This window comes from Tropicimonas sp. IMCC34011 (assembly GCF_003390865.1).
In the GTDB taxonomy this organism is placed as follows: Bacteria; Pseudomonadota; Alphaproteobacteria; order Rhodobacterales; family Rhodobacteraceae; genus Tropicimonas_B.
The window spans coordinates 150439-172532 of record NZ_QMEJ01000005.1; the positions used below are offsets into that span (position 1 = coordinate 150439).

Here is a 22094-nt window from a genome sequence, read left to right on the forward strand (position 1 = left end):
GCCCTACTCCTTCCGATCCGGCGGGACGAACCCCTTGCGCGCGGCGCGGCCGCCGCGGCGGCGGGGCGCGACGCGGGACGCACGGCCGGGCAGTTCGGCGAGGACCTCGCGGCGTTCCTCGGCGCTCATCCGCTTCCAGAGGCCGATCTCCATCTGCGTGCGATAGCAGCCGATGCAGATCCGCTCCTGTGGGTGAATCTGGCAGATCTTGATGCAAGGGCTCTGCGGCTCGTCACGGATCCAGACGTTGTCGCTCATGACATGGTCCTGATGTGCCGCATACGGTCCAGCGCGCCCTGCAGGATGTAGGACGCAGCCACGTGGTCGATCACCTCCGCGCGGCGACGGCGGCTGGTATCGGCCTCGATCAGCGCGCGCTCGGCAGCGACGGTGGACAGGCGTTCATCCCAGAGCGCGATGGGACAGTTGGTCATCCGCTCGAGATTGCGCGCGAAGGCGCGGGTGGCCTGGCATCGGGGGCCTTCGGTGCCGTCCATGTTGCGCGGCAGGCCGAGGACCATTCCGGCGATCTCCCGCTCGGTCAGCCGTTCCAGAAGCGCCTCCGCGTCGAGGGTGAACTTCTTGCGGCGGATCGTGCGGTCCGGCGTTGCCGAAAGCAAAAGCATGTCGGACAGGGCGAGGCCGATCGTTTTCGTGCCGAGGTCGAGCCCGGCGATGGCGCGCCCGGGCGGGATGAGCAGGGCGAACTCCTCGAGACTGTCGCAGATCATTCCACGACCCCCGCATCCTCGGCCGCGTCGCGGATGGGGCCGAGATCCGAGGCGGGAAAGGTGCCCTGCGCCTCGGTCCAGATCGCGGCGGCGCGTTCGGTGTCCCCCAGAACGCCTAGCGCGCGGATCAGGCGGGCCCACTCCTCGGGCGTTCCGCCATCGGCCGCGAGACGCCCCGCCAGGCCGTCGACCATGCCGCGCACCATCTGGTCCCGCTCTTCAGCGGAGAGGTCCGCCGCGGCGTCCAGATCCGCGGCGCTCGGGCCCGGGATGGACTGAGGCGGGGTGGGGGCGGTGTAGTTGGCGCCCGCGCGGGCGGCGACCTGATCGATCTGACCTCGGATCGCGGGGATCCAGGGCGCGTCTTCCGGACCCTGCCGCAGCAGCGCATCCCAGAGGGAGAGGGTGATGTCCGGGCGGCCAGTCTGTGCGTGCATGACGCCGAGATAATAACGGGCCGGACCATTTCGAGGGTCGAGCGCCAGGGCCTCCCGTGCGGCCTGCTCGGCCTCGGGAGAGATGACGCCGCCGGCGGCGAGGGCGAGCAGGTCGGCGAGGTCCGAATAGTCGCCCGCCGTCGCGTCCTCTCCCTTCGCTTCGATCAGGTGTCCCTGCGCATCGGCGGCCGCGGCGAAATCACCTGTCCGCGCTTCGTTCCGGGCAAGGAGGGTGAGCCCTTCGATATCGTTGGGACGCTGCTCCAGCGCGCTGCGAAGGCGCACCATCAGCTCGGCGTAATCCTCCGGGATCTCCCGCTCGACGTCGTTTGCCGGGGAGACAGATTCCAGCTCTTCCTGGGACGGGCGGGAGGCGCGGGCGCGCTCGGCATCGGCGATGCGTGTCGCGAGCGGCAGGTCGGCATAGCCGGGCGCACCGAGGGCGACATAGGACGCCGCGCCACCGGCGAGGAGCGCAAGGCCGGTCACGCCCGCCGCGATCCGTCCGGCGCGGCGCGGGCCGGCCTCCGGCGCAGGCCGCGCGCGTCTGTCGGCATCGAGGAGCCGGCGTTCGATCTCGGGGCGCATCCGGTCGGCTTCGTCCGGCGCGATCGTGCCGCGTGCGACGTCGCGGTCCAGGGCGGTGAGCTGCTGGCGGTAGATCTCGATATCCGCCGCCTCGCGCGCCTTGGTGGACGCCGGCCGGACAAGGAGAGGCCGCGTGATCCACAGCGCGGTGACGAGGGCGAGGGCAAGGGCGGCGAGCCAGAACATAGGCGCGGGATACGGCATTCCCCGCATCCCCGGAAGCCCGGAGGCCCCGAAACCGCCATCACAGCCGTGCGACATCCGCGCGCGCGTCGCAACCGGACCGGAGAATGCCGCTGGCGCACGATTGACAGGTGACGATTCCCTGACATTGCCTGTCTATCAGCGGCGCCTTCGGATGGTGTCCGTCCCGCGCTCGAAGGAGGCCCGTCCATGCGTCGCTATTCCGCCTTTGCCATCGTCCGCGAAGGTCTGAAGCACCACATGGGATGGGAGCGCGCCTGGCGCTCCCCCGAGCCCAAGTCGCGATACGACGTGGTCATCGTCGGCGCCGGTGGTCATGGCCTCGCCACCGCCTACTACCTCGGCAAGAACTTCGGCATCACCAATGTCGCGATCCTCGAGAAGGGCTGGCTTGGCGGCGGCAATACGGGCCGGAATACCACGATCATCCGCTCGAACTACCTGCAGGACCCCTCCGCCGCGATCTACGAGAAAAGCCGGTCGCTCTACGAGACGCTGAGCCAGGAGCTGAACTACAACGTCATGTTCAGCCCCCGCGGCGTGATGATGCTGGCACAGACCCAGCACGAGGTCCGCGGTTACAAGCGCACCGCCTTCGCCAATGCGATCCAAGGCGTGAAGACCGAGTTCGTCGGGCCGGAGCGGGTCAAGGCGCTCTGCCCGATCCTCAACATCGACGGGCCGCGTTATCCGGTTCTCGGCGCCCTCTGGCAGGCCCGTGGGGGCACCGCGCGGCACGATGCGGTGGCCTGGGGCTACGCCCGCGCCTGCTCCGAGATGGGCATGGACATCATCCAGCAGTGCGAGGTGACGGGCATCCGGCAGGAGGGTGGCCGCGTCACCGGTGTCGACACCACGAAGGGCGAGATCGGATGCGACAAGCTTGCGCTCGTCGTCGCGGGGCATTCGGGGCGCCTGGCCGAGATGGCGGGCTTCCGCCTCCCCATCGAGAGCGTGCCGCTCCAGGCGCTGGTCTCCGAGCCGATCAAGCCCTGCATGGACGTGGTGGTCATGGCCAACACCGTCCACGGCTACATGAGCCAGTCCGACAAGGGCGAAATGGTGATCGGCGGCGGCACGGACGGCTACAACGCCTACACGCAGCGCGGCTCCTTCCAGCATGTCGAGGAGACGGTGCGCGCGCTGGTCGAGACCTTCCCGATCATCGGGCGGCTGAAGATGCTGCGCCAGTGGGGCGGCATCGTGGACATGACCGGGGACCGCTCCCCGATCCTGTCGAAGACGCCGGTGGGCGGCGTCTACGCCAATTGCGGCTGGGGCACCGGAGGCTTCAAGGCGATCCCCGGGTCCGGCTGGGCGATGGCGGAGCTCGTCGCGAAGGATGCGCCGGGGCCGCTTTCCTCGCATTTCGGATTGGACCGGTTCCGCGCGGGCCGCTTCATCGACGAGAGCGTCGCCGCGGGCGTGGCTCACTGATGGGTGTCATTTCGGTCACGGTTGCACCGTTCGGCGCGGACCCGTGGAACGGGTTCGTGAACGGGCGCATTGAGTCCCGGAACTGCATGCACCGAAGGGACAGCCAATGCTGCGCAACATCATCCTGGCGATCATCGCCATCATCGTCATTCTCGTCATCCTCTTCTTCTGGGGCGTCTTCGAGGCAGCCGACGAAGTCGGCGAAGCCGTCACGACCGACGAAGCGGAAATCAGCGAACCGCTCGACGAGGACGGCGACGGCGCGGTCGAGCTGGAACCCGCCAACTAAGAGCCCTGTCGGGAACCAGGGGTCGGGATGCGGCGTTCAATCGCATCCCGATCTTCCCAAGGTAGAGACCTCATGCAAGACCCCAACACGCCGCCGCGCAGCACCAGCTCCTCGAGCCATACCGAAGTCCGCTCCTCCTCAGGCGGCCTCGGACCCATGGCGTTCATTCTCGGCGCTGTCGTCGTCGCCGTCCTCGTTCTCGCCTGGCTGTTCCTCGGCTCCGACCCGTCTCCCGAGACCGGAGCGGCCGGAGTGGGCGACGAGACCAACATCACGGTGGATAGCGACACCGGTGCCGATGCCGGCGCCACGGCAGACGCGCCCGTCGTCGATGAACCGGCAGCCGACGCTCCCGTGGACGATGCCCCGGCCGCTGGCGGAGCCGATGCCGACGCCGAAGCGGATGTCGAGCTGGACGTCGCTCCCAACTGATCCCGCGCGCGCTTCGGCGCCTGCGCTTCCGATCTTTCGCAAAGCGGTCCTGCCTTGTCTGGCGGGGCCGCTTTGTCGTGTCTGCGCCCTGTCCCTCAGTTCTTGCGAGGTCCCCTCATGCTGAAGCTCAGATGCCCCTGTTGCGGCCTGGTGGCCGACGAGACGGAGTTGTCCCCCGGCGGGGAGGCGCATCTGGTGCGCCGCGGCCCGGAGGCGGAGGACGACGCGTTCGAGGCCTACCTCTTCCTGCGGGACAACCCGAAGGGGCCGCATCTCGAGCGGTGGCGCCATGCCTACGGGTGCGGCAAGTGGTTCATCGCCGCGCGGGACACCGCGACAATGGAGGTGTTCGGCACCTACCCGGCCCAGACCAAGGGGCCGCCGGCCGAGATCGTCGACAAGATACGGGACAGGGTGCCCGGCTGGACTGCACCGGGGGAGGCGACATGAGCCGCAGATTGACGTCCGGCGGTCGGTACATCGACCGCAGCGCGCCGCAGGGTTTCACCTTCGACGGCACGACCTTCGAGGGTTATGCCGGTGACACACTGGCGTCCGCGCTCCTCGGCGCCGGCGTGACGCTGGTCGGCCGTTCTTTCAAGTACCACCGCCCGCGCGGCATTCTCGCCGCCGGCCCCGAGGAGCCGAACGCCCTCGTCGCGCTCGGCCCGAAGGAGCGCACGGAGCCGAACCAGCGCGCAACCACCACGGAGCTGTTCGACGGTCTCACCGCCCGGAGCCAGAACCGCTGGCCATCGCTCAAGCACGACGTGGGCGCGCTCAACCAGGCCGTGTCCAAGTTCCTGCCGGCCGGCTTTTACTACAAGACGTTCATCCAGCCGCGGCATGCGTGGAAGCACCTCTTCGAGCCGATCATCCGGCGCTCCGCAGGTCTCGGCCCCGCGCCGACCCATGCCGATCCGGACGAGTACGAGCACCTCTACGACACCGCCGACGTCCTCGTGGCGGGTGGCGGCGTGGCGGGCCTCACGGCGGCGCTCGCGGCGGGCCGCGCGGGCAAGCGCGTCCTTCTCGTGGAGCAGATGCCGCACTGGGGCGGCCGCCTCGTCACGGACGCCCTGCCGGACGCGAAGGAGGAGGCCGGGGAGACCGTCGCCGCCCTTCTGAGCGCGCTGGAGGCCTTGCCGAACGTCCATCTGCGCACGCGAACGATGTGCGCCGGCATCTACGATCACGGATATGTCCTCTGTCATGAGCGCGTCAGCGATCATGCGCCCGCCGCCGGCATTCCGCGTCACCGCCTCTGGAAGGTGCGCGCGGGCCAGATCGTGGTCGCGACCGGAGCCATCGAGCGGCCGATCGCCTTCCCGATGAACGACTTGCCGGGCGTCATGCTTGCGGGGGCCGTCCGGGACTACGTCGAGTGCTACGGCGTGACGCCCGGCGACACCGTAGTGATCGTCACCAACAACGACGACGCCTATCGCACCGCGCTGTCGCTCAAAGCTGCCGGGATTGCGGTTCCGGCGGTCGTGGACGCGCGAGGGGCGGCGGACGGCGCCTTGCCCGCCATGGCACGCGCGGCGGGGATCGACGTGCGCACGGGGCAGGGCGTTGCCAAGGTCCTCGGCAAGACGGGTGTCGAGGGCGTCCAGCTCTGCGCGCAAGGCAGCGCCGGCGAGGTCACGGACACGATCGCCTGCGACGCCGTCGCCGTTTCGGGAGGCTGGTCCCCGGCCGTCAATCTCTGGTCCCATTGCGGCGGCAAGCTGCGGTGGCGGGAGGACGCGGCGTGGTTCGAACCCGATGCCGACAAGGCCCCGACGGGCGCCGACGGGCGCGCCTTCGTCGCCGTCTGCGGCGCCGCGAACGGGCGGATGGGGGCGCGGGACGCGGCGACCGATGCGGCGGGCGTTGGCGCCGCCGCTGCTGGAGGCGAGGTGCCCGGCGACCTGCCCGGCGTTCCGGATGCGCCCGAGGAGGCGCCGCTGGAGCCGGTCTGGCTGATGCCCGCCGACGCACAGATCGAGGCGCGGGAGAAGATGTGGCTCGACTTCCAGAACGACGTGAAGGTGTCCGACGTCGAACTGGCCGCCCGTGAGGGCTTCGAGAGCGTCGAGCACACCAAGCGCTATACCACGCTCGGCATGGCGACGGATCAGGGAAAGACGAGCAACATCAACGGTCTCGCCATCCTCGCCAAGGCGCTCGACGAGGGTGTGCCGCAGGTCGGCACCACGACCTTCCGCCCGCCCTGGACGCCGCTTTCCTTCGGCTCCATCGTCGGTGAGGCCAAGGGGTCCGCGTTCCAGCCGCTGCGGCGGACGCCGATGGACAGCTGGCACGAGGCCCGCGGGGCGACATGGGAGCCGGTCGGCCATTGGCGCCGTCCCTACTGCTACCCGCGCCGCGCCGAATCTGCCGAGGAGGCGGTGGAGCGCGAGGTCCTCGCCGTGCGGAACCATGTCGGCATCCTCGATGCGTCGACGCTCGGCAAGATCCTCGTGCGCGGCCCCGATGCCGGGCGCTTCGTCGACATGCTCTACACCAACATGATGAGCACCCTGAAACCGGGACGCTGCCGCTACGGGCTGATGTGCTCCGAGAACGGGTTCCTCATGGATGACGGCGTGGTGGCGCGGATCGACGAGCAGACCTTCCTCTGCCACACCACGACCGGCGGCGCCGACCGGATCCACGCCTGGATGGAGGACTGGCTGCAATGCGAGTGGTGGGACTGGAAGGTCCACACCGTGAACCTGACGGAGGCCTGGGGCCAGATCGCCGTGGCCGGCCCGAAGGCGCGCAAGGTGCTCGAAAGCCTGGGCGGGATGGACCTGTCTGCCGAGGCGCTGCCGTTCATGGGCTGGGCGGACGGCACGCTCGGCGGCTTCGACGTCCGGGTCTACCGCATCTCCTTCTCGGGCGAGCTGTCGTTCGAGATCGCGGTCCGGGCGGGTCAGGCGCGGGCGCTCTGGGACCGTCTCGTCGCGGCCGGGGATGCTCACGGAATGGCGCCCTACGGAACGGAGGCGCTCCACGTCCTTCGCGCCGAGAAGGGCTTCATCATGATCGGCGACGAGTCTGATGGCACGGTCATTCCGCAGGATCTCGGTCTCGACTGGGCGATCTCGAAAAAGAAGGACGATTATCTCGGCAAGCGCGCGCAGGCGCGGATGCACATGACCGATGCGGGCCGGTGGCGGCTCGTCGGTCTGGAGACGCTGGAAGGCGAGGTTCTGCCCGATGGCGCCTACGCCGTCTCGAACGAGAAGGACGAGTGGGGCAACACGCGAACGATCGGCCGGGTCACGAGCTCGTACCGCTCGCCGACGCTGAACCGCGGCATCGCGATGGCGCTTGTCGAGAAGGGGCCTGAGCGGATGGGCGAGGTGATCGACTTCCCGATCCCCGGCGCCGATCCCATCGCGGCGCGCATCGTCTCGCCGGTCTTCTACGATCCCGAGGGGGAGAAGCAGAATGTCTGATATCGCAACGGCCCTCGGAGGCGCGCGCTACGAGGGGTTCGCCCTGGTGGAGGAGGCCCAGGCGGGCGGCATGATCGCCCTGCGCGGGGACTGGGCCGACCTCGGATCCGCTCTCTCTGCCGCGCTGCCGCTGGAGATGCCGCAGACGAGGCACATCGTGACGGACGGCGAGCGGTCGCTGGCCTGGATGTCCCCCGACGAGGCTCTGGTCTTCCTGCCCGTGGACGAGGTCGCGGAGACTGTCCGGCGCATCACGGAGAGCGCTGGCGATGCCTTCGTCACCGCGATCGATGTCTCGGACATGCGAGCGGTGTTCCGGATCTCCGGCGAGGGCACGGGCCCGCGGGAAGTGCTCTCGAAGCTCTGCCCGGTGGACATGCGCTCTATCCAAGTGGGGGAACTGCGCCGGACCCGCCTGTCCCAGGTGCCGGCGGCGTTCTGGATCGGCTCGGACGGGACCATAACAGTGATCTGCTTCCGCTCCGTCGCGGCCTATGCCTTCGAGGTTCTGACGCGCGCCGCGCGAGCCGGCACCGAGGTCGGCCACCTCGCAAGCTGAGGAACGGCAGCCTCGACTGAAGCGATCCCCCTGACGGGCGGTCGCCTAGTCCGTCTGCGGGCGGGCGGCCTCAACATCCTCGTGGCCGAGACCGAGGCGGGATGCGTTGCGCTCCAGCATCGCATCCTCCTCGGAGCGGTGGACGCCGTCAGCGAGCGCGACCTGCCACATGGCGGTGAGCAGTCCGCGGCGCTCCTCGAGCGGCATGCTGGCGCGGACCATCTCGGCGAAGCGCTCGCCATCCGGCGCATCCGCTTCGAGCCGCTCGCAATCGGCGCGCATCTTGGCAGCCTCCACCGGATTCAGGTCGAACCGCGCGGCCAGGATGCGATCGATACGGCGGATCTGTTCCACGGCGTAGTGATGGTCCACCTTGGCCATGCGCACGAGCAGGGCGCCGAGGGCGAGACGGCCGTCGAGCTCCGGCAGGGGGGCGGGGCGGGGGCTCTGAAGCCGTCTGAGCAGATCGCTGAACATGGCCGATAGCTAGCGGTTCGGCGGCGGCATTCAAACGCGATTGTTGTGCCAAATTCGCCACGGTCCGGAGACTTCTGTCAATGGAATAGAGCCTCCGGCAACCTTTTCGCACTCCATGCATTTCCGCAGCAAGACATCTCGTCTACACAGATCAAAGCTATTCCGGCGTTCCCTCGATTGGAGGACCGGTCCCATGCAGGAAGACATCATGAACGCTTCGACCTCCCTTCGCTCCGTCCTTGCCATCGCGATGGTCGCCGCCCCTGTCTCTGCGCTGGCCGGAAATCTCGAGCCTGTTCCGATGGAGCAGTCCGTGATCGTGGCGCCGCAGATCGATACCGCCCCGGACCTGGTCTTCACCCTCGGCGCCGGCGTGAAATCCACTCCGGAATATTTCGGCGCGGATGAGAACACCGTGGCGCCCGCGTTCAAGGGCCGGCTCAACTATGCGCGGCTCGGCGGTCTCAGCTTCGGCAGCCCCGATGGCGTGACCGAGCCCCAGGGCTTCGGTCTCGGCGTCGCGTTCCGTTACATCGGCGAGCGCGACACGAGCGAGTATGACGAGCTTGACGGCCTCGACGATATCGATGCCACCCTCGAGCTTGGCCTTGGCGCCAGCTACGAAGCGAGAAATTACGCGGTCTTCGCCGACGTTCGCCAGGGCATCGGCGGGCACGACGGTGTCGTGGGCGATCTTGGTGCGGACGTGATCTTCCGCCCGACCGACCGGCTCGAGCTCACGGCCGGGCCGCGCGCCTTCTTCGGCGATGATACCTACGCGGATACCTACTTCGGCGTGAGCGACAGCGAATCCGCCGCCAGCGGATACGACTCCTTCGACGCCAAGGGGGGCCTTCTGTCCACCGGCGTCGAGCTGGGCGCGACCTACAAGTTCGACGATCGCTGGGGCCTCGAGAGCTCCGTGCGCTATGACCGCTACCAGAACGACGCGGCGGACAGCCCCATCGTCGAGCGCGGCAGCGACGATCAGGTCACCGCAGAAATCGGCTTCACCCGGACGTTCACGCTGAACTTCTGAGGGCAAGCCAGCTCCGGCATCGAGAATGCCCCGGCAGACTGATATCTGCCGGGGCATTTTTCATTTGCGCTCTTCCGGCGGTAGGGCCGCCGGTGGCCGTCAGTATTTCGAGGGAACGTAGAGTTCCGGCGGCAGCACGGCGCGCTCGTATTCGGGATTGAAGACCCGCTGGGGCAGGGTGACGTCCTCCTGCTCCACCTCGTGGTACGGCATGAGGGACAACAGGTGGGCCATGCAATTGAGGCGCGCGCGCTTCTTGTCGTTGCCGGGCACGATGTACCACGGGGCTTCGTCGATGTTCGTGCGGTCGAACATCTCCTCCTTGGCCTTGGTGTACTGCTCCCAGCGGACGCGGCTCTGCAGGTCCATCGGGGAGAGCTTCCACTGCTTCAGCGGATCGTGGATGCGCATCAGGAAGCGCATCTGCTGCTCTTCGTCCGTAATCGAGAACCAGTACTTCACCACCCGAATACCGGAGCGGACGAGCATCCGTTCGAACTCGGGCACGTCCTTGAAGAACTGTTCGACCTGGTCCTCGGAGGCGAAGCCCATCACACGCTCGACGCCGGCCCGGTTGTACCAGGAGCGGTCGAACAGGACGATCTCGCCGCCGGCGGGAAGATGGGGCACGTAGCGCTGGAAGTACCACTGGGTCTTCTCGCGGTCTGACGGGGCGGGCAGGGCCACGGTGCGCACCACGCGGGGGTTCAGCCGCTGGGCGATGCGCTTGATGACGCCGCCCTTGCCGGCGCTGTCCCGCCCCTCGAAGAGCACGACCACCTTCTCGCCGCTGGCCACCACCCAGTCCTGCAGCTTGATCAGCTCGGCCTGAAGGCGCAGCAGTTCCCGAAAGTACTCGGCGCGGGGCAGGGAGGCGGGGTGCGCACGTTCGTAGATTCGGCGGATCTCGAGGGAGAGGACGGCATCCTCCAGTTCGATTTCGTAATCCTCGTCGAGCGCGTTCTTCAGCTCGGCGTCGAGCCAGTCCTCGTCGCCCGTCACATCGTATTCGTCGGTCATCTCTTCCGGCTTTCCTTCGTCGCCCTGTCCTAGATCATGGAGATGTAACGGTTATTCGACAACGGCCACACGCGGGGCGGAGGGACGGCGGGATCGAGGAGCGAAGCTGAAGCCGGGGCGCAGGCACCTGGACGCCCGCCTTGCCTTCGTGGTCAGGCAGCAGCGAGTCTCCCGCCACGCGGGGGGCGATCAGGGCAGGGCGGCGGAGCGGACGTCGCGCTGGTCAGACCAGTCGGCTGACGTCCTTCGCGGCGCGCACGAAATCGCGGAAGAGGGGGTGGGGGTCGAAGGGCTTGGACTTCAGCTCGGGGTGGAACTGGACGCCGACGAACCAGGGATGGTCCTTCCATTCGACGATCTCGGGCAGGCGGCCGTCCGGCGACAGGCCGGTGAAGCACAGACCCGCCTCTTCGAGCTTCTTGCGATACTTGATGTCCACCTCGTAACGGTGGCGGTGGCGCTCGGAGATCGTCGGGGCGCCGTAGATCTCGCGGACGAGAGACCCGTCCTTCAACTGCGCCTCGAAAGCGCCGAGCCGCATGGTGCCGCCCTTGTCGTCGAGCACGGAGCGGGCGACGGTTTCGTTGTCCTTGATCCACTCCTTGAGGTGGAAGATCACCGGCTCGAACCGCTTCTCCCCCGCCTCGTGGTCGAATTCCTGGCTGCCGGCGGTGGTCAGGCCGGCGACGTTCCGCGCCCCTTCGATGACCGCCATCTGCATCCCGAGGCAGATCCCGAGATAGGGGATCTTGCGGGTTCGCGCGAACTCGACGGCGCGGATCTTGCCTTCCGTGCCGCGCTCACCGAAGCCGCCGGGGACGAGGATCGCGTGATAGCGCTCGAGGAGCGGAGCCGGGTCCTCCCGCTCGAAACGCTCAGCGTCGATCCACTCCGCCCGAACCTTCACGCGGTTCGCCATGCCGCCATGCGTCAGCGCCTCGGCGATGGATTTGTAGGCGTCCTCAAGCTGGGTGTACTTGCCGACGATGGCCACCCGGACTTCGCCCTCGGGATTGTGGATACGGTCGGAGACGTCCTCCCAGCGCGAGAGGTCCGGCTTCGGAGCGGGGCTGATCTGGAACGCGTCGAGCACGGCCTGGTCGAGACCTTCGCGGTGATAGGCGAGCGGCGCGTCGTAGATCGTGGAGAGATCCTGCGCGGCAACGACGGCATCGGGACGGACGTTGCAGAACAGGGCCAGCTTCTCCCGTTCCTTGGCCGGGATCGGCCCTTCGGAGCGACAGACCAGGATGTCGGGCGCGATGCCGATGGAGCGCAGTTCCTTGACGGAGTGCTGCGTCGGCTTGGTCTTGAGCTCGCCGGATGCCTTGATCCACGGCAGGAGCGTGAGGTGCATGAAGATGCACTGCCCGCGCGGCTTGTCCTGGCTGAACTGGCGGATGGCTTCGAAGAACGGGAGGCCCTCGATATCGCCCACCGTGCCGCCGATCTCGCACAGCATGAAATCGACCTCGTCCTCGCCGATCGAGATGAAGTCCTTGATTTCATTGGTGACGTGAGGAATGACCTGGATGGTCTTGCCGAGGTAGTCGCCCCGGCGCTCCTTCTCCAGCACGTTGGAATAGATCCGGCCGGAGGAGACGCTGTCCGTCTTCCGGGCGGCGACGCCGGTGAATCGCTCGTAATGGCCAAGGTCGAGATCGGTCTCGGCGCCATCGTCGGTGACGAAGACCTCACCATGCTCGAACGGGCTCATCGTGCCGGGATCGACGTTGAGATAGGGGTCGAGCTTGCGGAGGCGGACGGTAAAGCCGCGGGCCTGGAGGAGCGAGCCGAGCGCGGCTGACGCGAGGCCCTTGCCGAGGGACGACACAACACCGCCTGTGATGAAGATGAATCGCGCCATGAAGGCCCCCCGCGTGATTCGGGCGCTTCGGGCCCGGAAATTCCGTCATTCGGACGTGCCGATAGCGCGGCACCACGGGACCCGAGCTATAGGTCATTCCGCGGAGCCGGACAAGGCCGGCGCCCTCTATATGATGTTGCGCCCCGCATTTGGGGCAGCGAACCCTTGTGTCTGCCGTGGGTCCGGCGACCGCGGGCCCGATTAGTCGGCGGCTTGCGGCACCAGCGGTGCGTCGCCATCCGCGGACGGCGGAAGCAGATCCGTGCCGGACGGCGTATCCCTGTCCGGCGTCTCGGCCGGAGCATCCGCCGCGGGACGGCCCGTCAGGCGCTCGGTCACCGAGCTGGAGGACGAATCGGCTGCCGCGAGGATCGTCAGGGTGATCGACGTCGCGATGAACGCGATGGCGAAGGCCCAGGTGAGCTTGCCGAGTGCCGTGGCAGCCGCGCGACCGCTCATGACGCCGCCACCGCCGCCTCCGCCGCCGCCCATGCCGAGACCGCCGCCTTCGGAGCGCTGAAGCAGCACGATGCCGATCAGGCACAGGGCCAGGACCAGGTGGACGATGAGAATGACGTTCTGCATGGCGTGGAGGCCCCTAGATCGGACTGGCGGGTATCTATGGGAAGCGCAGCGGCGCCGCAACCCATCAGGGGCGCGGCGCCGGGGCGCGATCAGTCAGGATGCCGGATCAGCGGGCGAGATAGGCCGCGAGGATGTCCCGCGCGGCAGTCAGGTCCGTCTTGTCGATCATCTCGCAGGTCGTGTGGATGTAGCGGGTGCCGACGACGATCCCGAGCGCCTTCGCGCCGGCCGCCGCCTGCTGCGCCGCGGCACCGTCCTGCCCGCCGGCGCGGAGCATGGTGCGCTGGAAGGGGATGCCCTTCTCCTTCGCCAGATCCTCGACGTCGCGCGCGAGGCCGCGATCGGCGATGAAGGAGCCGTCCCGCAGGTGCAGGCCGAAGCCCTTGCCCTGCTGCGTGGTGCGGTCCGCCTCGGGCACGCCCGGGGTGTCGCAGGCAAGCGTCGTGTCGATGCCGAGGCCGATGTTGGGCTTGATCCGGTAGGCCGCCGTCTTCGCACCGCGGAGGCCGACTTCCTCCTGACAGGTGAAGGCGACGTGGATTTCCGCCGAGTTCGCGGCATCCCCCAGCGCGCGGATCGCCTCGAGGCCGAGCCAGCAGGCGATGCGGTTGTCGAGCGCCTTGGAAACGATCTTGTCGCCCATTTCCGCGAAGGGCGCGTCCATCACCACCATGTCGCCGACGCGCACGCGCTCTGCCGCCGCCTCGCCGAGGCCGGTGTCGATGTAGAACTCGGAGATCTCCGGGACCTTCTTGCGCTCCTCGGGGGAGGAGATGTGCAGGCCCTTGCCGGCGGGGTTCATGATCCCGGGGATGTCGCCGTCGTCCGTGCAGACGAGGACGCGGCGGGAGAACAGCGTCCGCGGATCGAAGCCGCCGACCGGCTGGACGTAGACGAAGCCCTTCTCGGACACATGGCTGACGAGAAAGCCGATCTCGTCCATGTGGCACAGGAGCATGACGCGGGTGGGCGCCTCGCCGCCAGTGTCGCCCCGCGCATCGCGGCGGCAGAGCAGCGAGCCCATCGGGTCCGTCTCGATGGAGTCAAAGAGACCCTCGGCCTCCCCGCGGATCAGGTCGCGCACCCGGTCCTCGCATCCCGGAACGCCGGGGGTCTCGCACAGGCGCTTGAGAAGATCGATGTTCATTGGGGCGCTCCTTCGGGGCAGGTCAGGTTGCTCCAGACATGGGGTGGGCCGGGGGGGATTGTCCAGTGGTGCGGCGCTGCCGCCGGTGACTGCGATCGGCGGGAAAGGGCGGGCTGCCCGCGACATCGCGGCGCTTCGACGATTGCCGGTTTCGCCCGGCGGGCGGCGCGGCTATACCGGCGCCGGCTCGAGAAAGGGTGCATCAAATGGCTAACGTCGTCGTTGTCGGCGCCCAGTGGGGCGACGAAGGAAAAGGCAAGATCGTAGACTGGCTGAGCGAGCGCGCGGATGTGATCGCCCGCTTCCAGGGCGGCCACAATGCCGGCCACACGCTCGTCATCGACGGCGAGGTCTACAAGCTCTCGCTGCTTCCCTCGGGCATCGTCCGCCCCGGCAAGCTCTCGGTCATCGGGAACGGTGTGGTCCTCGATCCCTGGGCCCTGCTGGAAGAGATCGAGCGACTGGCGAAGCAGGGCGTGCACGTCACCCCGGACAGCCTGATGATCGCCGAGAACACGCCGCTGATCCTGCCCGTCCACGGCGAGCTGGACCGGGCTCGGGAAGCCGGCGCCGGCAACTCCAAGATCGGGACCACCGGCCGCGGCATCGGCCCCGCCTACGAGGACAAGGTGGGCCGCCGCACCATCCGTGTCGCCGACCTGGCCGATGCAGCCACGCTCGAAGGCCGGGTCGACCGCCTGCTCGTCCACCACGACGCGCTCCGCCGCGGTCTCGGGATGGAGCCGGTGGACCGCGCCGCGCTCATGGAGGCTCTGCGCGAGGTCGCCCCCAAGGTCCTGCCCTTCGCCAAGCCGGTCTGGCGAGAGCTGACCGATGCCCGCCGCGCTGGCAAGCGCATCCTCTTCGAAGGGGCGCAGGGCGCGCTCCTCGATATCGATTTCGGCACGTATCCCTTCGTGACCTCGTCCAACACGATGTCCGGCATGGCCGCGACGGGAACGGGCGTCGGCCCGGGCGCCGTCGATTTCGTCCTCGGCATCGTCAAGGCCTACACCACCCGCGTCGGCGAGGGCCCGTTCCCGACCGAGCTGATCGACGACAACGGCCGCCGCCTCGGCGAGCGGGGGCACGAGTTCGGCACCGTCACCGGCCGGCAGCGCCGCTGCGGCTGGTTCGACGCCGCCCTCGTGCGTCAGACCTGCGCCACGTCCGGCGTCTCCGGCATCGCGCTGACGAAGCTCGACGTGCTGGACGGCTTCAAGGAGCTGCGCATCTGCACCGGCTACATGCTGGACGGCGAGCGGATCGACTACCTGCCCACCGCCAGCGAGGCGCAGACCCGGGTCGAGCCGATCTACGAGACGATGGAAGGCTGGTCGGAAAGCACCGCCGGCGCGCGCCGCTGGGCGGATCTTCCGGCAGCCGCGATCAAGTATGTCCGCCGCGTGGAAGAGCTGATCGAGTGCCCCGTCGCGCTTCTGTCGACCTCGCCCGAGCGGGAGGACACGATCCTCGTCACCGACCCCTTCGCCGACTGATGGCGCTCGGTCACAAGACGCGGAAGCGGCTGTCGCTGCTGATCCTTCTGATCGGCCTGCCGGCCTACGTCGTCGTGGCCGTCACCATCCTGAACGCGCTGGACCGTCCGTCGATCTGGGTCGAGCTTGCGGTCTACGTGATCCTCGGGATCGTGTGGGCGCTGCCGTTCCGCGCCATCTTCAAGGGTGTCGGCCGGCACGACCCGGACGATCCGAACGCGCCGCCCGAGCCGCCCGAGCCGCCGAAACGCCGCCGATAGGTCAGAGGGGGCCGGGCCACGCGCCGGCCTCCCCATGCGGCAAAGCGGCCGGGCCGTGGGGCGCGCCGTTCGCGCCCCGCCGCGCAAATCCCGCGCTCCTGAACCGGTCCTCTCCCTCCGTCTCTTCACCGCTTTGTCGCAAACAGCGTCCATGGCGTCGCGCCCTTCGCGGCAGAGCGCCGCGGCTGGCCTCATTCCGGAGATGGTCACGAGACGGAGTACCGCGCGATGAAGACGCATGTTCGGGCACTGGTGGTGGGCGGCGGCGCCGTCGGTACATCGATCGCCTATCACCTCGGAAAAGCCGGCTGGGACACGATGCTCCTCGAGCGGGACGAGCTGACCGCCGGCTCCACGTGGCACGCCGCCGGCCTCCTGCCGTATTTCAACATGAGCTACGCCACGAGCCACATCCACGACTACTCCATCCGCTACTACAAGACGCTGGAGGAGGAGACGGGGCTGGATGCCGGCTTCTTCGTCGTCGGCAACCTGCGCATGGCCCAGACCGACGCGCGGATGGACGAGTACCGCCTCTACGCCTCCACCGCCGAGACCGTGGGCATCCCCTACGAGTGGATGACCCCGGATCAGATCAAAGAGCGCTGGCCGCTCGTGAACACCGAGGATCTCAAGGGCGCGATCTTCCATCCGACCGACGGCTACATCAATCCCGCGGACGTCACCCAGGCGATGGCGAAGGGCGCGCGGCAGCACGGCGTCACGATCGAGCGGCGCTGGCAGGTGGACGGCTACCGCTGGACCGGCTCCGAGTGGATCGTGTCCGTCACGAAGATGGTGGAGAAGGGGGGCAACCTCGTCGCCTCCGACGAAACCGCCGAGATCACGGCGGAGCACGTCGTCACCGCCACCGGCAACCATGCGCAGCGCACGGCGAAGCTCCTCGGCATCAAGATCCCGGCGATCCCGGTCGAGCACCAGTACATCGTCACCGAGCCCGATCCCGCGCTCGTGGAGTATCGAAACGCCGGCAACCCGCAGCACCCGGTCCTGCGCGACGCGGACGCCAAGTGGTACGTGCGCGAGGAACGCGGAGGCTGGATCCTCGGCCCCTACGAGCTGAACGCCCCCGCGCGCTTCGAATACGGTGTGCCGGACAGTTTCCGCGCCGACCTCTTCCCGCTCGACCTCGAGCGGATCGAGGAGGAATACATGTCCATGATCCACCGGATTCCGTCCTCCGAGACGGTGGGCCTCAAGGACGATTACAACGGCCCGATCTGCTACACGCCGGACGGCAACCCGCTCCTCGGGCCCGCGCCGGGCCTGCGCAACATGTGGCTGGCGGAGGGCTTCTCCTTCGGCATCACCGCCGCCGGCGGAGCAGGCCACTACCTCGCCCAGGTGATGACCGAGGGCGAGGCGGAGATCGACATGGCGTCCCTCGATCCGCGGCGCTACGGCGACTGGATGACGACGGAGTATGCCGCCCGGAAGAACGAGGAGGCCTACGAGCACGTCTACATCCTCCATCATCCCGACGAGGAGCGCCCGGCCTGCCGGCCGCTGCGCACGGCGCCCTGCTACGACCGCATGGCCGCCCGCGGCGCGCAGTTCGGCGTGGTGAACGGCTGGGAACGTCCGAACTACTTCGGGGGGATCGACTTCGACGATCACGGCGCCCGGTCCTTCCGCCGAGGTGGCTGGTGGCAATACGCCAGCGCCGAGGCGAAGGCGATCCGCGAGAACGTCGGCATGATCGACGCCTCGGCCTTCACCAAGCACACCGTGAAGGGCCCCGGCGCCGCCGCCTTCCTAGACTGGTTCACCTGCAACCGCCTGCCGAAGACCGGCCGGATCAACCTGACCTACGCGCTGACCTCCGCCGGCACCGTCCGCACCGAGTACACCATCGTGCGCCTCGCTGAGGACAGCTTCTACCTCGTCTCCGCCGGCGCCTGGTCCGCCTATGACGGCGACTTCCTGCGCAAGGCCGTCGAGGACAAGGAAGCCGAGTTCGGCCGGATCGACGTTCAGGACGTCACCACGCAATGGGGCGTGTTCGCTCTCGCCGGTCCGAAGGCGCGGGACGTGCTGAAGAGCCTGGTGCGGGACGCGGAGCCGGAGACGGTCCTGTCCAACAAGCGCTTCCCGTGGCTCTCCATGCGCAACATCGAGCTTGGCATGGTGCCCGTCATGGCGCTGCGCGTGGCCTATACCGGGGAACTCGGCTGGGAACTGCACCACCCGATGGAGATGCAGAACCACCTCTTCGACAAGCTGGTGGAGGCCGGAGCCGAACATGGGCTGACCCTCGTCGGAGCGCGGGCGCAGAACTGGCTCAGGCAGGAGAAATCCTACCGCGCCTTCGGCAACGAGCTCGGGCGGGACGCAACCCCCCTCGAGGCGGGCCTCGACCGTTTCGTGGACCTCTCCAAGGATTTCCACGGCAAGGCGGCGATGGAGGAGAAGGGCATCCGCTCGACCTGCGTCACGCTGCTGATCAACGGTCCGGACGATGCCGATCCCTGGGGCCGCGAGGCGCTCTATGCCGGTGAGGAGCGGGTTGGCCGCCTGACCTCGGGAGGCTGGTCCGCGGCCTTCGAGAAGTCCATCGGCATGGGCTACGTCCACCCGGACCACGCGGCGCCGGGCACGAAGCTCAAGGTCCGGATGCTGGGCGAGCTCTACGACGCGGAAGTCACCGAGGACAGCCCGTACGATCCGAAGAACGAGACGATCCGGAAGGATGGCTGAGGCCGATCACGTCGCCTTCCAACGGGGGTGCGTGGGGGTCGGGCCGGAACGCCCATGACCGCCCGCGCATCCTGCCCCGCGTAAAGGGGACGCGATCTTCCGAATGAAAAAGGCCCGCCAGACGAGGCGGGCCTTTCTCGATCTGCTTTCGTCGCCCCGATCAGTTGGGGATCTCGGCGTCGATGCCTTCGACGTAGAAGTCCATGCCGAGAAGCGTCTCGTCATCGGCCGTCTCGCCCTCGGCCAGCCACTCGGTGCCGTCGGCGTAGTTCAGGGGGCCGGTGAAGGGGTGGTACTCGCCCGAGGAGATGCTGTCGGCGAGGTCCTGTGCTTCCTGCCGGACATCCTCGGGGATCGCGTCCGTCATCTCGCCGATCTCGACCATGCCGGTGTCGATCCCGCCCCAGGTGTCCTTGCTCTCCCAGGTTCCGTCGAGGGCCGCGCCGACGCGCTCGATGTAGTAGGGCGCCCAGTTGTCGATGATGGAGGAGACGCGCGGGGAGGGCTTGTACTCGGCCATGTCAGAGGCCTGACCGAACCCAACCACGCCGCCGGCCTGCTCAGCGGCGGCAAGGGGGGCGGTGGAATCGGTATGCTGCAGGATAACGTCGGCGCCCTGCTCGATCAGGGCCTGCGCCGCATCCGCTTCCTTGGCCGGGTCGAACCAAGTGTAGGCCCAGACGATGTTGAACTCGACATCGGGGTTGGCCTCGCTCGCGGCGATATAGGCGGCGTTGATGCCGCGGATGACCTCGGGGATCGGGAAGGAGGCAATGTACCCGATCTTGTTGGTCTCGGTCATCTTGCCGGCGATGTGCCCGATGACGGCCCGGCCCTCGTAGAAGCGCGAGGAGTAGGTCGCGACGTTGTCGGCGCGCTTGTAGCCGGTGGCGTGCTCGAAGTTCACATCCGGGAATTTCTGCGCGACGTTGATCGTCGGATCCATGTAGCCGAAAGACGTGGTGAAGATGAGATCCGTGCCGGACAGCGCCATCTGAGTCAGCACGCGCTCGGCATCGGCGCCCTCGGGGACGCTCTCCTGATAGACCGTCTCGATCCGGTCGCCGTACTCCTCGACGAGGGCGAGGCGGGCCTGCTCGTGCTCGTAGGTCCAGCCGCCGTCCCCGATCGGGCCGACATAGACGAAGCCGACCTTGAGCGGCTCGCCGTCATCCTGCGCCAGTGCGCCTGTGGCCGTGAGCGCCATCGCGGCGCCGGCGAGTAGATGTCTGATGAGCATGAAATGCACTCTCCCTGTTGAATTCGTATTGGCCTCACGTGGAGGCATGGAACGTCCGCCCAAGTGCGGCCGGCGCGCTCGTCGAGATCCGTCCGCGGCCGGACGAGATGAGCACGAGCACGAGGATGGTGATGATGTACGGCGACATCGACAAGTATTCGACCGGCATTTTCATGCCCGCAGCCTGCAGGTTCAGTTGCAGCACGGTCAGGCCGCCGAAAAGATAGGCGCCGATCAGGACGCGCCAGGGCCGCCAGCTGGCGAAGACCACGAGGGCGAGGGCGATCCAGCCGGCGCCGGCGGTCATCCCTTCGGTCCATTGCGGCACACGCACGAGTGAGAGGTAGGCGCCGCCGAGCCCGGCCAGCGCGCCGCCGCAGGCAATCGCGAGAAGGCGGATGCGGATCACGCGGTACCCCAGCGCATGTGCGGCCTCGGCGCTCTCACCGGTGGCGCGCAGGATGAGGCCGGCGCGCGTGCGGAAGAGGACGGCCCAGACGAGGGCGACGATCAGGATCGAGATGTAGATCATCGGATCGTGCCGGAAGAGGATCGGTCCGAGGACGGGGATGTCCGACAGGGGGCCGAGATCCAGCTTGGGCGTGGCCGGCGGACGGATCCCCACGTAGGATTGTCCCATCAGCGCCGAGAGGCCGAGCCCGAAGAGCGTGAGCGCAAGGCCCGTCGCCACCTGGTTGGACAGGAAGACCTGCGTCAGGAGACCGAAGACCAGCGAGAGGACGGCGCCGCCGAGAGCCCCGCCGAGAAAGCCGAGGGCCGGGCTGCCGGTTTTCACGGCGACAGCGAAGCCGCAGATCGCGCCGGTGATCATCATCCCCTCGACGCCGAGGTTCAGAACGCCCGAGCGCTCCACGACGAGTTCCCCGATGGCGGCGAGGAGGATCGGCGTCGCGCCGACCATGAGGGCCGCGATGAGCAGGAGCCAGTTGATCGAGGACAGGTCCATCAGGCAGTCCCCCGCGCGCCGATCCGGATGCGGAAGTTCGTGAGCACGTCCACGCCGAGGAGGAAGAACAGGAGCATCCCCTGGAAGGCCTGGATGGCGGCGGCCGGAATGCCCAGCATGAACTGCGCAAGCTCTCCGCCGATATAGGTGAGCGCCATCAGGAGCCCGGCAAGGAGGATGCCGACGGGATGCAGCCGGCCGAGGAAGGCCACGATGATCGCTGTGAAGCCATAGCCAGAATTGAAGTCGATGCTGACCTGTCCGGCGGGGCCGGAGACCTCGAACATGCCGGCAAGGCCCGCCAGCGCGCCCGAGAGGCCGAGGCAGAAGATCACCAGCCGGCCGGGATTGACCCCGCCGAAGCGCGCCGCGCGGGGGGCCTGCCCGGCCAGGCGGATGTGGAAGCCCATCAGGTGCCGCGTCAGCATGACATGCCCGAAGATCACGGCGACGATCGCGGCGACGACGCCCCAGTGCAGTCCGGTGCCCTGAAGGAGCTCGAGATTGGAAGCCGCGTCGTATTGCTGGAGGTTGCGGGAGCCGGGAAAGCCGCCGCCCTCCGGGTTCTTCATCGGTCCGAGCGCCATGGCGGCGAGGAACTGCTCCGCGACGTAGACGAGAAGAAGCGAGACGAGGATCTCGTTGGTGTTGAAGAAGACCCGCAGGAGCGCCGGGATCATCGCCCAGAGAAAGCCTCCGAGCGCACCCGCGACGATCATCGTCGGAAAGATCAGCGGGCTGCCCGAGGGATAGGCCGCAAGCGCGACGCCGGCCCCGAAGAGCGCGCCGATGATGTACTGACCCTCGGCGCCGATGTTCCAGATGCCCGCCCGGAAGCCCATCGCGAGCCCGACGGCGATGAGGATCAGCGGGCCGGCCTTCACCAGCAGCTGCGGGCGGGAATAGGAGGCGAACTGCGGATCGAAGAGCGGCGCCCAGAAGATCGTGCGGATCGCGTCGACAGGGTCCTTTCCAAGCAGCGCGAACATCAGCCCTCCTGCGATCATCGTCAGCAGGACGGCGAGGACGGGCGTGGCCCAGGCCCAGGCGCGGGACGGCGAGGGGCGTTTTTCGAGCGTGATCAAGCTGGGGCCTCCGGCGCGGCTGCGGATGCGGCAGGACCGCCTCCGGCGGGGGTATTTGAAGAAA

21 protein-coding genes are annotated in these 22094 nt (G+C 68.1%); 10 read left to right on the forward strand and 11 right to left on the reverse strand.

Annotation, left to right across the window (positions count from 1 at the left end; all coding sequences use genetic code 11):
- Positions 1-3 precede the first annotated feature (3 nt).
- From DQG15_RS15020 to ccmI, 3 genes are read right to left on the reverse strand one after another with little or no spacing between them, the layout of a single operon-like run.
- Positions 4-258 carry a DUF1289 domain-containing protein gene (locus DQG15_RS15020; RefSeq protein ID WP_116086613.1) on the reverse strand — a complete coding sequence of 85 codons (255 nt, stop codon included), beginning with the start codon at positions 256-258 and terminating at the stop codon, positions 4-6.
- Positions 255-731, reverse strand: a complete 477-nt coding sequence (gene ruvX / locus DQG15_RS15025; RefSeq protein WP_116086615.1) for a Holliday junction resolvase RuvX — start codon at positions 729-731, stop codon at positions 255-257. The genes DQG15_RS15020 and ruvX overlap by 4 nt, the downstream gene beginning before the upstream one ends.
- The gene (gene ccmI / locus DQG15_RS15030) at positions 728-1960 is read right to left on the reverse strand and encodes a c-type cytochrome biogenesis protein CcmI (RefSeq protein ID WP_232830880.1); all 1233 of its coding nucleotides are present in this window, start codon (positions 1958-1960) and stop codon (positions 728-730) included. Before ccmI ends, ruvX begins: the two co-directional genes overlap by 4 nt.
- A 189-nt stretch (positions 1961-2149) precedes the next feature.
- On the opposite strand from ccmI, the gene DQG15_RS15035 reads away from it, so the two are divergent.
- The 6 genes from DQG15_RS15035 to DQG15_RS15060 all read left to right on the forward strand — a co-directional run bounded on the left by DQG15_RS15035 (position 2150) and on the right by DQG15_RS15060 (position 8126).
- Entirely contained in the window at positions 2150-3397 is a 1248-nt protein-coding gene (locus DQG15_RS15035; RefSeq protein ID WP_116086619.1) for a sarcosine oxidase subunit beta family protein, read from the forward strand.
- Positions 3398-3503: 106 nt separating this feature from the next.
- Positions 3504-3686: a hypothetical protein gene (locus tag DQG15_RS15040; protein WP_116086621.1), complete on the forward strand. Its 183-nt coding sequence runs from the start codon at positions 3504-3506 to the stop codon at positions 3684-3686.
- Between the two features lie 156 nt (positions 3687-3842).
- Positions 3843-4118 carry a hypothetical protein gene (locus DQG15_RS15045; RefSeq protein ID WP_116086623.1) on the forward strand — a complete coding sequence of 92 codons (276 nt, stop codon included), beginning with the start codon at positions 3843-3845 and terminating at the stop codon, positions 4116-4118.
- A gap of 117 nt (positions 4119-4235) precedes the next feature.
- Complete coding sequence (locus tag DQG15_RS15050) at positions 4236-4568, forward strand: sarcosine oxidase subunit delta (RefSeq protein WP_116086625.1); 333 nt, start codon at positions 4236-4238, stop codon at positions 4566-4568.
- A complete protein-coding gene (locus DQG15_RS15055) occupies positions 4565-7567 on the forward strand; it encodes a sarcosine oxidase subunit alpha family protein (protein ID WP_116086627.1) in 3003 nt (1000 codons plus the stop codon). The genes DQG15_RS15050 and DQG15_RS15055 overlap by 4 nt, the downstream gene beginning before the upstream one ends.
- Complete coding sequence (locus DQG15_RS15060) at positions 7560-8126, forward strand: sarcosine oxidase subunit gamma (RefSeq protein WP_116086629.1); 567 nt, start codon at positions 7560-7562, stop codon at positions 8124-8126. The genes DQG15_RS15055 and DQG15_RS15060 overlap by 8 nt, the downstream gene beginning before the upstream one ends.
- Before the next feature lie 45 nt (positions 8127-8171).
- On the opposite strand, the gene DQG15_RS15065 is transcribed toward DQG15_RS15060, so the two are convergent.
- On the reverse strand, positions 8172-8603 hold the full coding sequence (locus DQG15_RS15065) for a TerB family tellurite resistance protein (RefSeq protein ID WP_116086631.1): 432 nt from the start codon (positions 8601-8603) through the stop codon (positions 8172-8174).
- A gap of 193 nt (positions 8604-8796) precedes the next feature.
- On the opposite strand from DQG15_RS15065, the gene DQG15_RS15070 reads away from it, so the two are divergent.
- Positions 8797-9642, forward strand: a complete 846-nt coding sequence (locus tag DQG15_RS15070; RefSeq protein WP_116086633.1) for a MipA/OmpV family protein — start codon at positions 8797-8799, stop codon at positions 9640-9642.
- Between the two features lie 99 nt (positions 9643-9741).
- Here the strand turns inward: DQG15_RS15070 and ppk2 are convergent, their stop codons facing one another.
- The 4 genes from ppk2 to DQG15_RS15090 all read right to left on the reverse strand — a co-directional run bounded on the left by ppk2 (position 9742) and on the right by DQG15_RS15090 (position 14261).
- A complete protein-coding gene (gene ppk2, locus DQG15_RS15075; RefSeq protein ID WP_116086634.1) occupies positions 9742-10662 on the reverse strand; it encodes a polyphosphate kinase 2 in 921 nt (306 codons plus the stop codon).
- 223 nt (positions 10663-10885) lie between these two features.
- Positions 10886-12529 carry a CTP synthase gene (locus DQG15_RS15080; RefSeq protein ID WP_116086636.1) on the reverse strand — a complete coding sequence of 548 codons (1644 nt, stop codon included), beginning with the start codon at positions 12527-12529 and terminating at the stop codon, positions 10886-10888.
- Positions 12530-12730: 201 nt separating this feature from the next.
- Positions 12731-13114, reverse strand: coding sequence for a preprotein translocase subunit SecG (gene secG / locus DQG15_RS15085; protein WP_116086638.1), 384 nt, complete (start codon positions 13112-13114; stop codon positions 12731-12733).
- A gap of 106 nt (positions 13115-13220) precedes the next feature.
- On the reverse strand, positions 13221-14261 hold the full coding sequence (locus DQG15_RS15090; protein WP_116086640.1) for a M42 family metallopeptidase: 1041 nt from the start codon (positions 14259-14261) through the stop codon (positions 13221-13223).
- Positions 14262-14467: 206 nt separating this feature from the next.
- Here DQG15_RS15090 and DQG15_RS15095 point away from each other — a divergent pair, with 206 nt between their 5' ends.
- The 3 genes from DQG15_RS15095 (at position 14468) to DQG15_RS15105 (ending at position 18738) form a co-directional block, all read left to right on the forward strand.
- Complete coding sequence (locus DQG15_RS15095; RefSeq protein ID WP_116086642.1) at positions 14468-15760, forward strand: adenylosuccinate synthase; 1293 nt, start codon at positions 14468-14470, stop codon at positions 15758-15760.
- Positions 15760-16020, forward strand: coding sequence for a DUF2842 domain-containing protein (locus DQG15_RS15100; protein ID WP_116086644.1), 261 nt, complete (start codon positions 15760-15762; stop codon positions 16018-16020). Before DQG15_RS15095 ends, DQG15_RS15100 begins: the two co-directional genes overlap by 1 nt.
- A 228-nt stretch (positions 16021-16248) precedes the next feature.
- Complete coding sequence (locus DQG15_RS15105; protein ID WP_116086646.1) at positions 16249-18738, forward strand: FAD-dependent oxidoreductase; 2490 nt, start codon at positions 16249-16251, stop codon at positions 18736-18738.
- A gap of 160 nt (positions 18739-18898) precedes the next feature.
- Here DQG15_RS15105 and DQG15_RS15110 read toward each other — a convergent pair whose 3' ends face one another.
- Genes DQG15_RS15110 through DQG15_RS15120 form a run of 3 tightly spaced genes read right to left on the reverse strand, consistent with a single transcriptional unit; the run spans position 18899 to position 22030 of the window.
- A complete protein-coding gene (locus DQG15_RS15110) occupies positions 18899-19978 on the reverse strand; it encodes a BMP family ABC transporter substrate-binding protein (RefSeq protein WP_116086648.1) in 1080 nt (359 codons plus the stop codon).
- 34 nt (positions 19979-20012) lie between these two features.
- Positions 20013-20945 carry an ABC transporter permease gene (locus DQG15_RS15115; protein ID WP_116086650.1) on the reverse strand — a complete coding sequence of 311 codons (933 nt, stop codon included), beginning with the start codon at positions 20943-20945 and terminating at the stop codon, positions 20013-20015.
- A complete protein-coding gene (locus DQG15_RS15120; RefSeq protein WP_116086652.1) occupies positions 20945-22030 on the reverse strand; it encodes an ABC transporter permease in 1086 nt (361 codons plus the stop codon). Before DQG15_RS15120 ends, DQG15_RS15115 begins: the two co-directional genes overlap by 1 nt.
- Positions 22031-22094: the final 64 nt, after the last annotated feature.

Excerpts from the sequence above, each read along its gene's own strand:
- DQG15_RS15020 (WP_116086613.1), bottom strand. The coding sequence starts at position 258 with ATGAGCGACAACGTCTGGATCCGTGACGAGCCGCAGAGCCCTTGCATC.
- ruvX (WP_116086615.1), bottom strand. The coding sequence starts at position 731 with ATGATCTGCGACAGTCTCGAGGAGTTCGCCCTGCTCATCCCGCCCGGG.
- ccmI (WP_232830880.1), bottom strand. The coding sequence starts at position 1,960 with ATGCCGTATCCCGCGCCTATGTTCTGGCTCGCCGCCCTTGCCCTCGCC.
- DQG15_RS15035 (WP_116086619.1), top strand. The coding sequence starts at position 2,150 with ATGCGTCGCTATTCCGCCTTTGCCATCGTCCGCGAAGGTCTGAAGCAC.
- DQG15_RS15040 (WP_116086621.1), top strand. The coding sequence starts at position 3,504 with ATGCTGCGCAACATCATCCTGGCGATCATCGCCATCATCGTCATTCTC.
- DQG15_RS15045 (WP_116086623.1), top strand. The coding sequence starts at position 3,843 with ATGGCGTTCATTCTCGGCGCTGTCGTCGTCGCCGTCCTCGTTCTCGCC.
- DQG15_RS15050 (WP_116086625.1), top strand. The coding sequence starts at position 4,236 with ATGCTGAAGCTCAGATGCCCCTGTTGCGGCCTGGTGGCCGACGAGACG.
- DQG15_RS15055 (WP_116086627.1), top strand. The coding sequence starts at position 4,565 with ATGAGCCGCAGATTGACGTCCGGCGGTCGGTACATCGACCGCAGCGCG.
- DQG15_RS15060 (WP_116086629.1), top strand. The coding sequence starts at position 7,560 with ATGTCTGATATCGCAACGGCCCTCGGAGGCGCGCGCTACGAGGGGTTC.
- DQG15_RS15065 (WP_116086631.1), bottom strand. The coding sequence starts at position 8,603 with ATGTTCAGCGATCTGCTCAGACGGCTTCAGAGCCCCCGCCCCGCCCCC.
- DQG15_RS15070 (WP_116086633.1), top strand. The coding sequence starts at position 8,797 with ATGCAGGAAGACATCATGAACGCTTCGACCTCCCTTCGCTCCGTCCTT.
- ppk2 (WP_116086634.1), bottom strand. The coding sequence starts at position 10,662 with ATGACCGACGAATACGATGTGACGGGCGACGAGGACTGGCTCGACGCC.
- DQG15_RS15080 (WP_116086636.1), bottom strand. The coding sequence starts at position 12,529 with ATGGCGCGATTCATCTTCATCACAGGCGGTGTTGTGTCGTCCCTCGGC.
- secG (WP_116086638.1), bottom strand. The coding sequence starts at position 13,114 with ATGCAGAACGTCATTCTCATCGTCCACCTGGTCCTGGCCCTGTGCCTG.
- DQG15_RS15090 (WP_116086640.1), bottom strand. The coding sequence starts at position 14,261 with ATGAACATCGATCTTCTCAAGCGCCTGTGCGAGACCCCCGGCGTTCCG.
- DQG15_RS15095 (WP_116086642.1), top strand. The coding sequence starts at position 14,468 with ATGGCTAACGTCGTCGTTGTCGGCGCCCAGTGGGGCGACGAAGGAAAA.
- DQG15_RS15100 (WP_116086644.1), top strand. The coding sequence starts at position 15,760 with ATGGCGCTCGGTCACAAGACGCGGAAGCGGCTGTCGCTGCTGATCCTT.
- DQG15_RS15105 (WP_116086646.1), top strand. The coding sequence starts at position 16,249 with ATGAAGACGCATGTTCGGGCACTGGTGGTGGGCGGCGGCGCCGTCGGT.
- DQG15_RS15110 (WP_116086648.1), bottom strand. The coding sequence starts at position 19,978 with ATGCTCATCAGACATCTACTCGCCGGCGCCGCGATGGCGCTCACGGCC.
- DQG15_RS15115 (WP_116086650.1), bottom strand. The coding sequence starts at position 20,945 with ATGGACCTGTCCTCGATCAACTGGCTCCTGCTCATCGCGGCCCTCATG.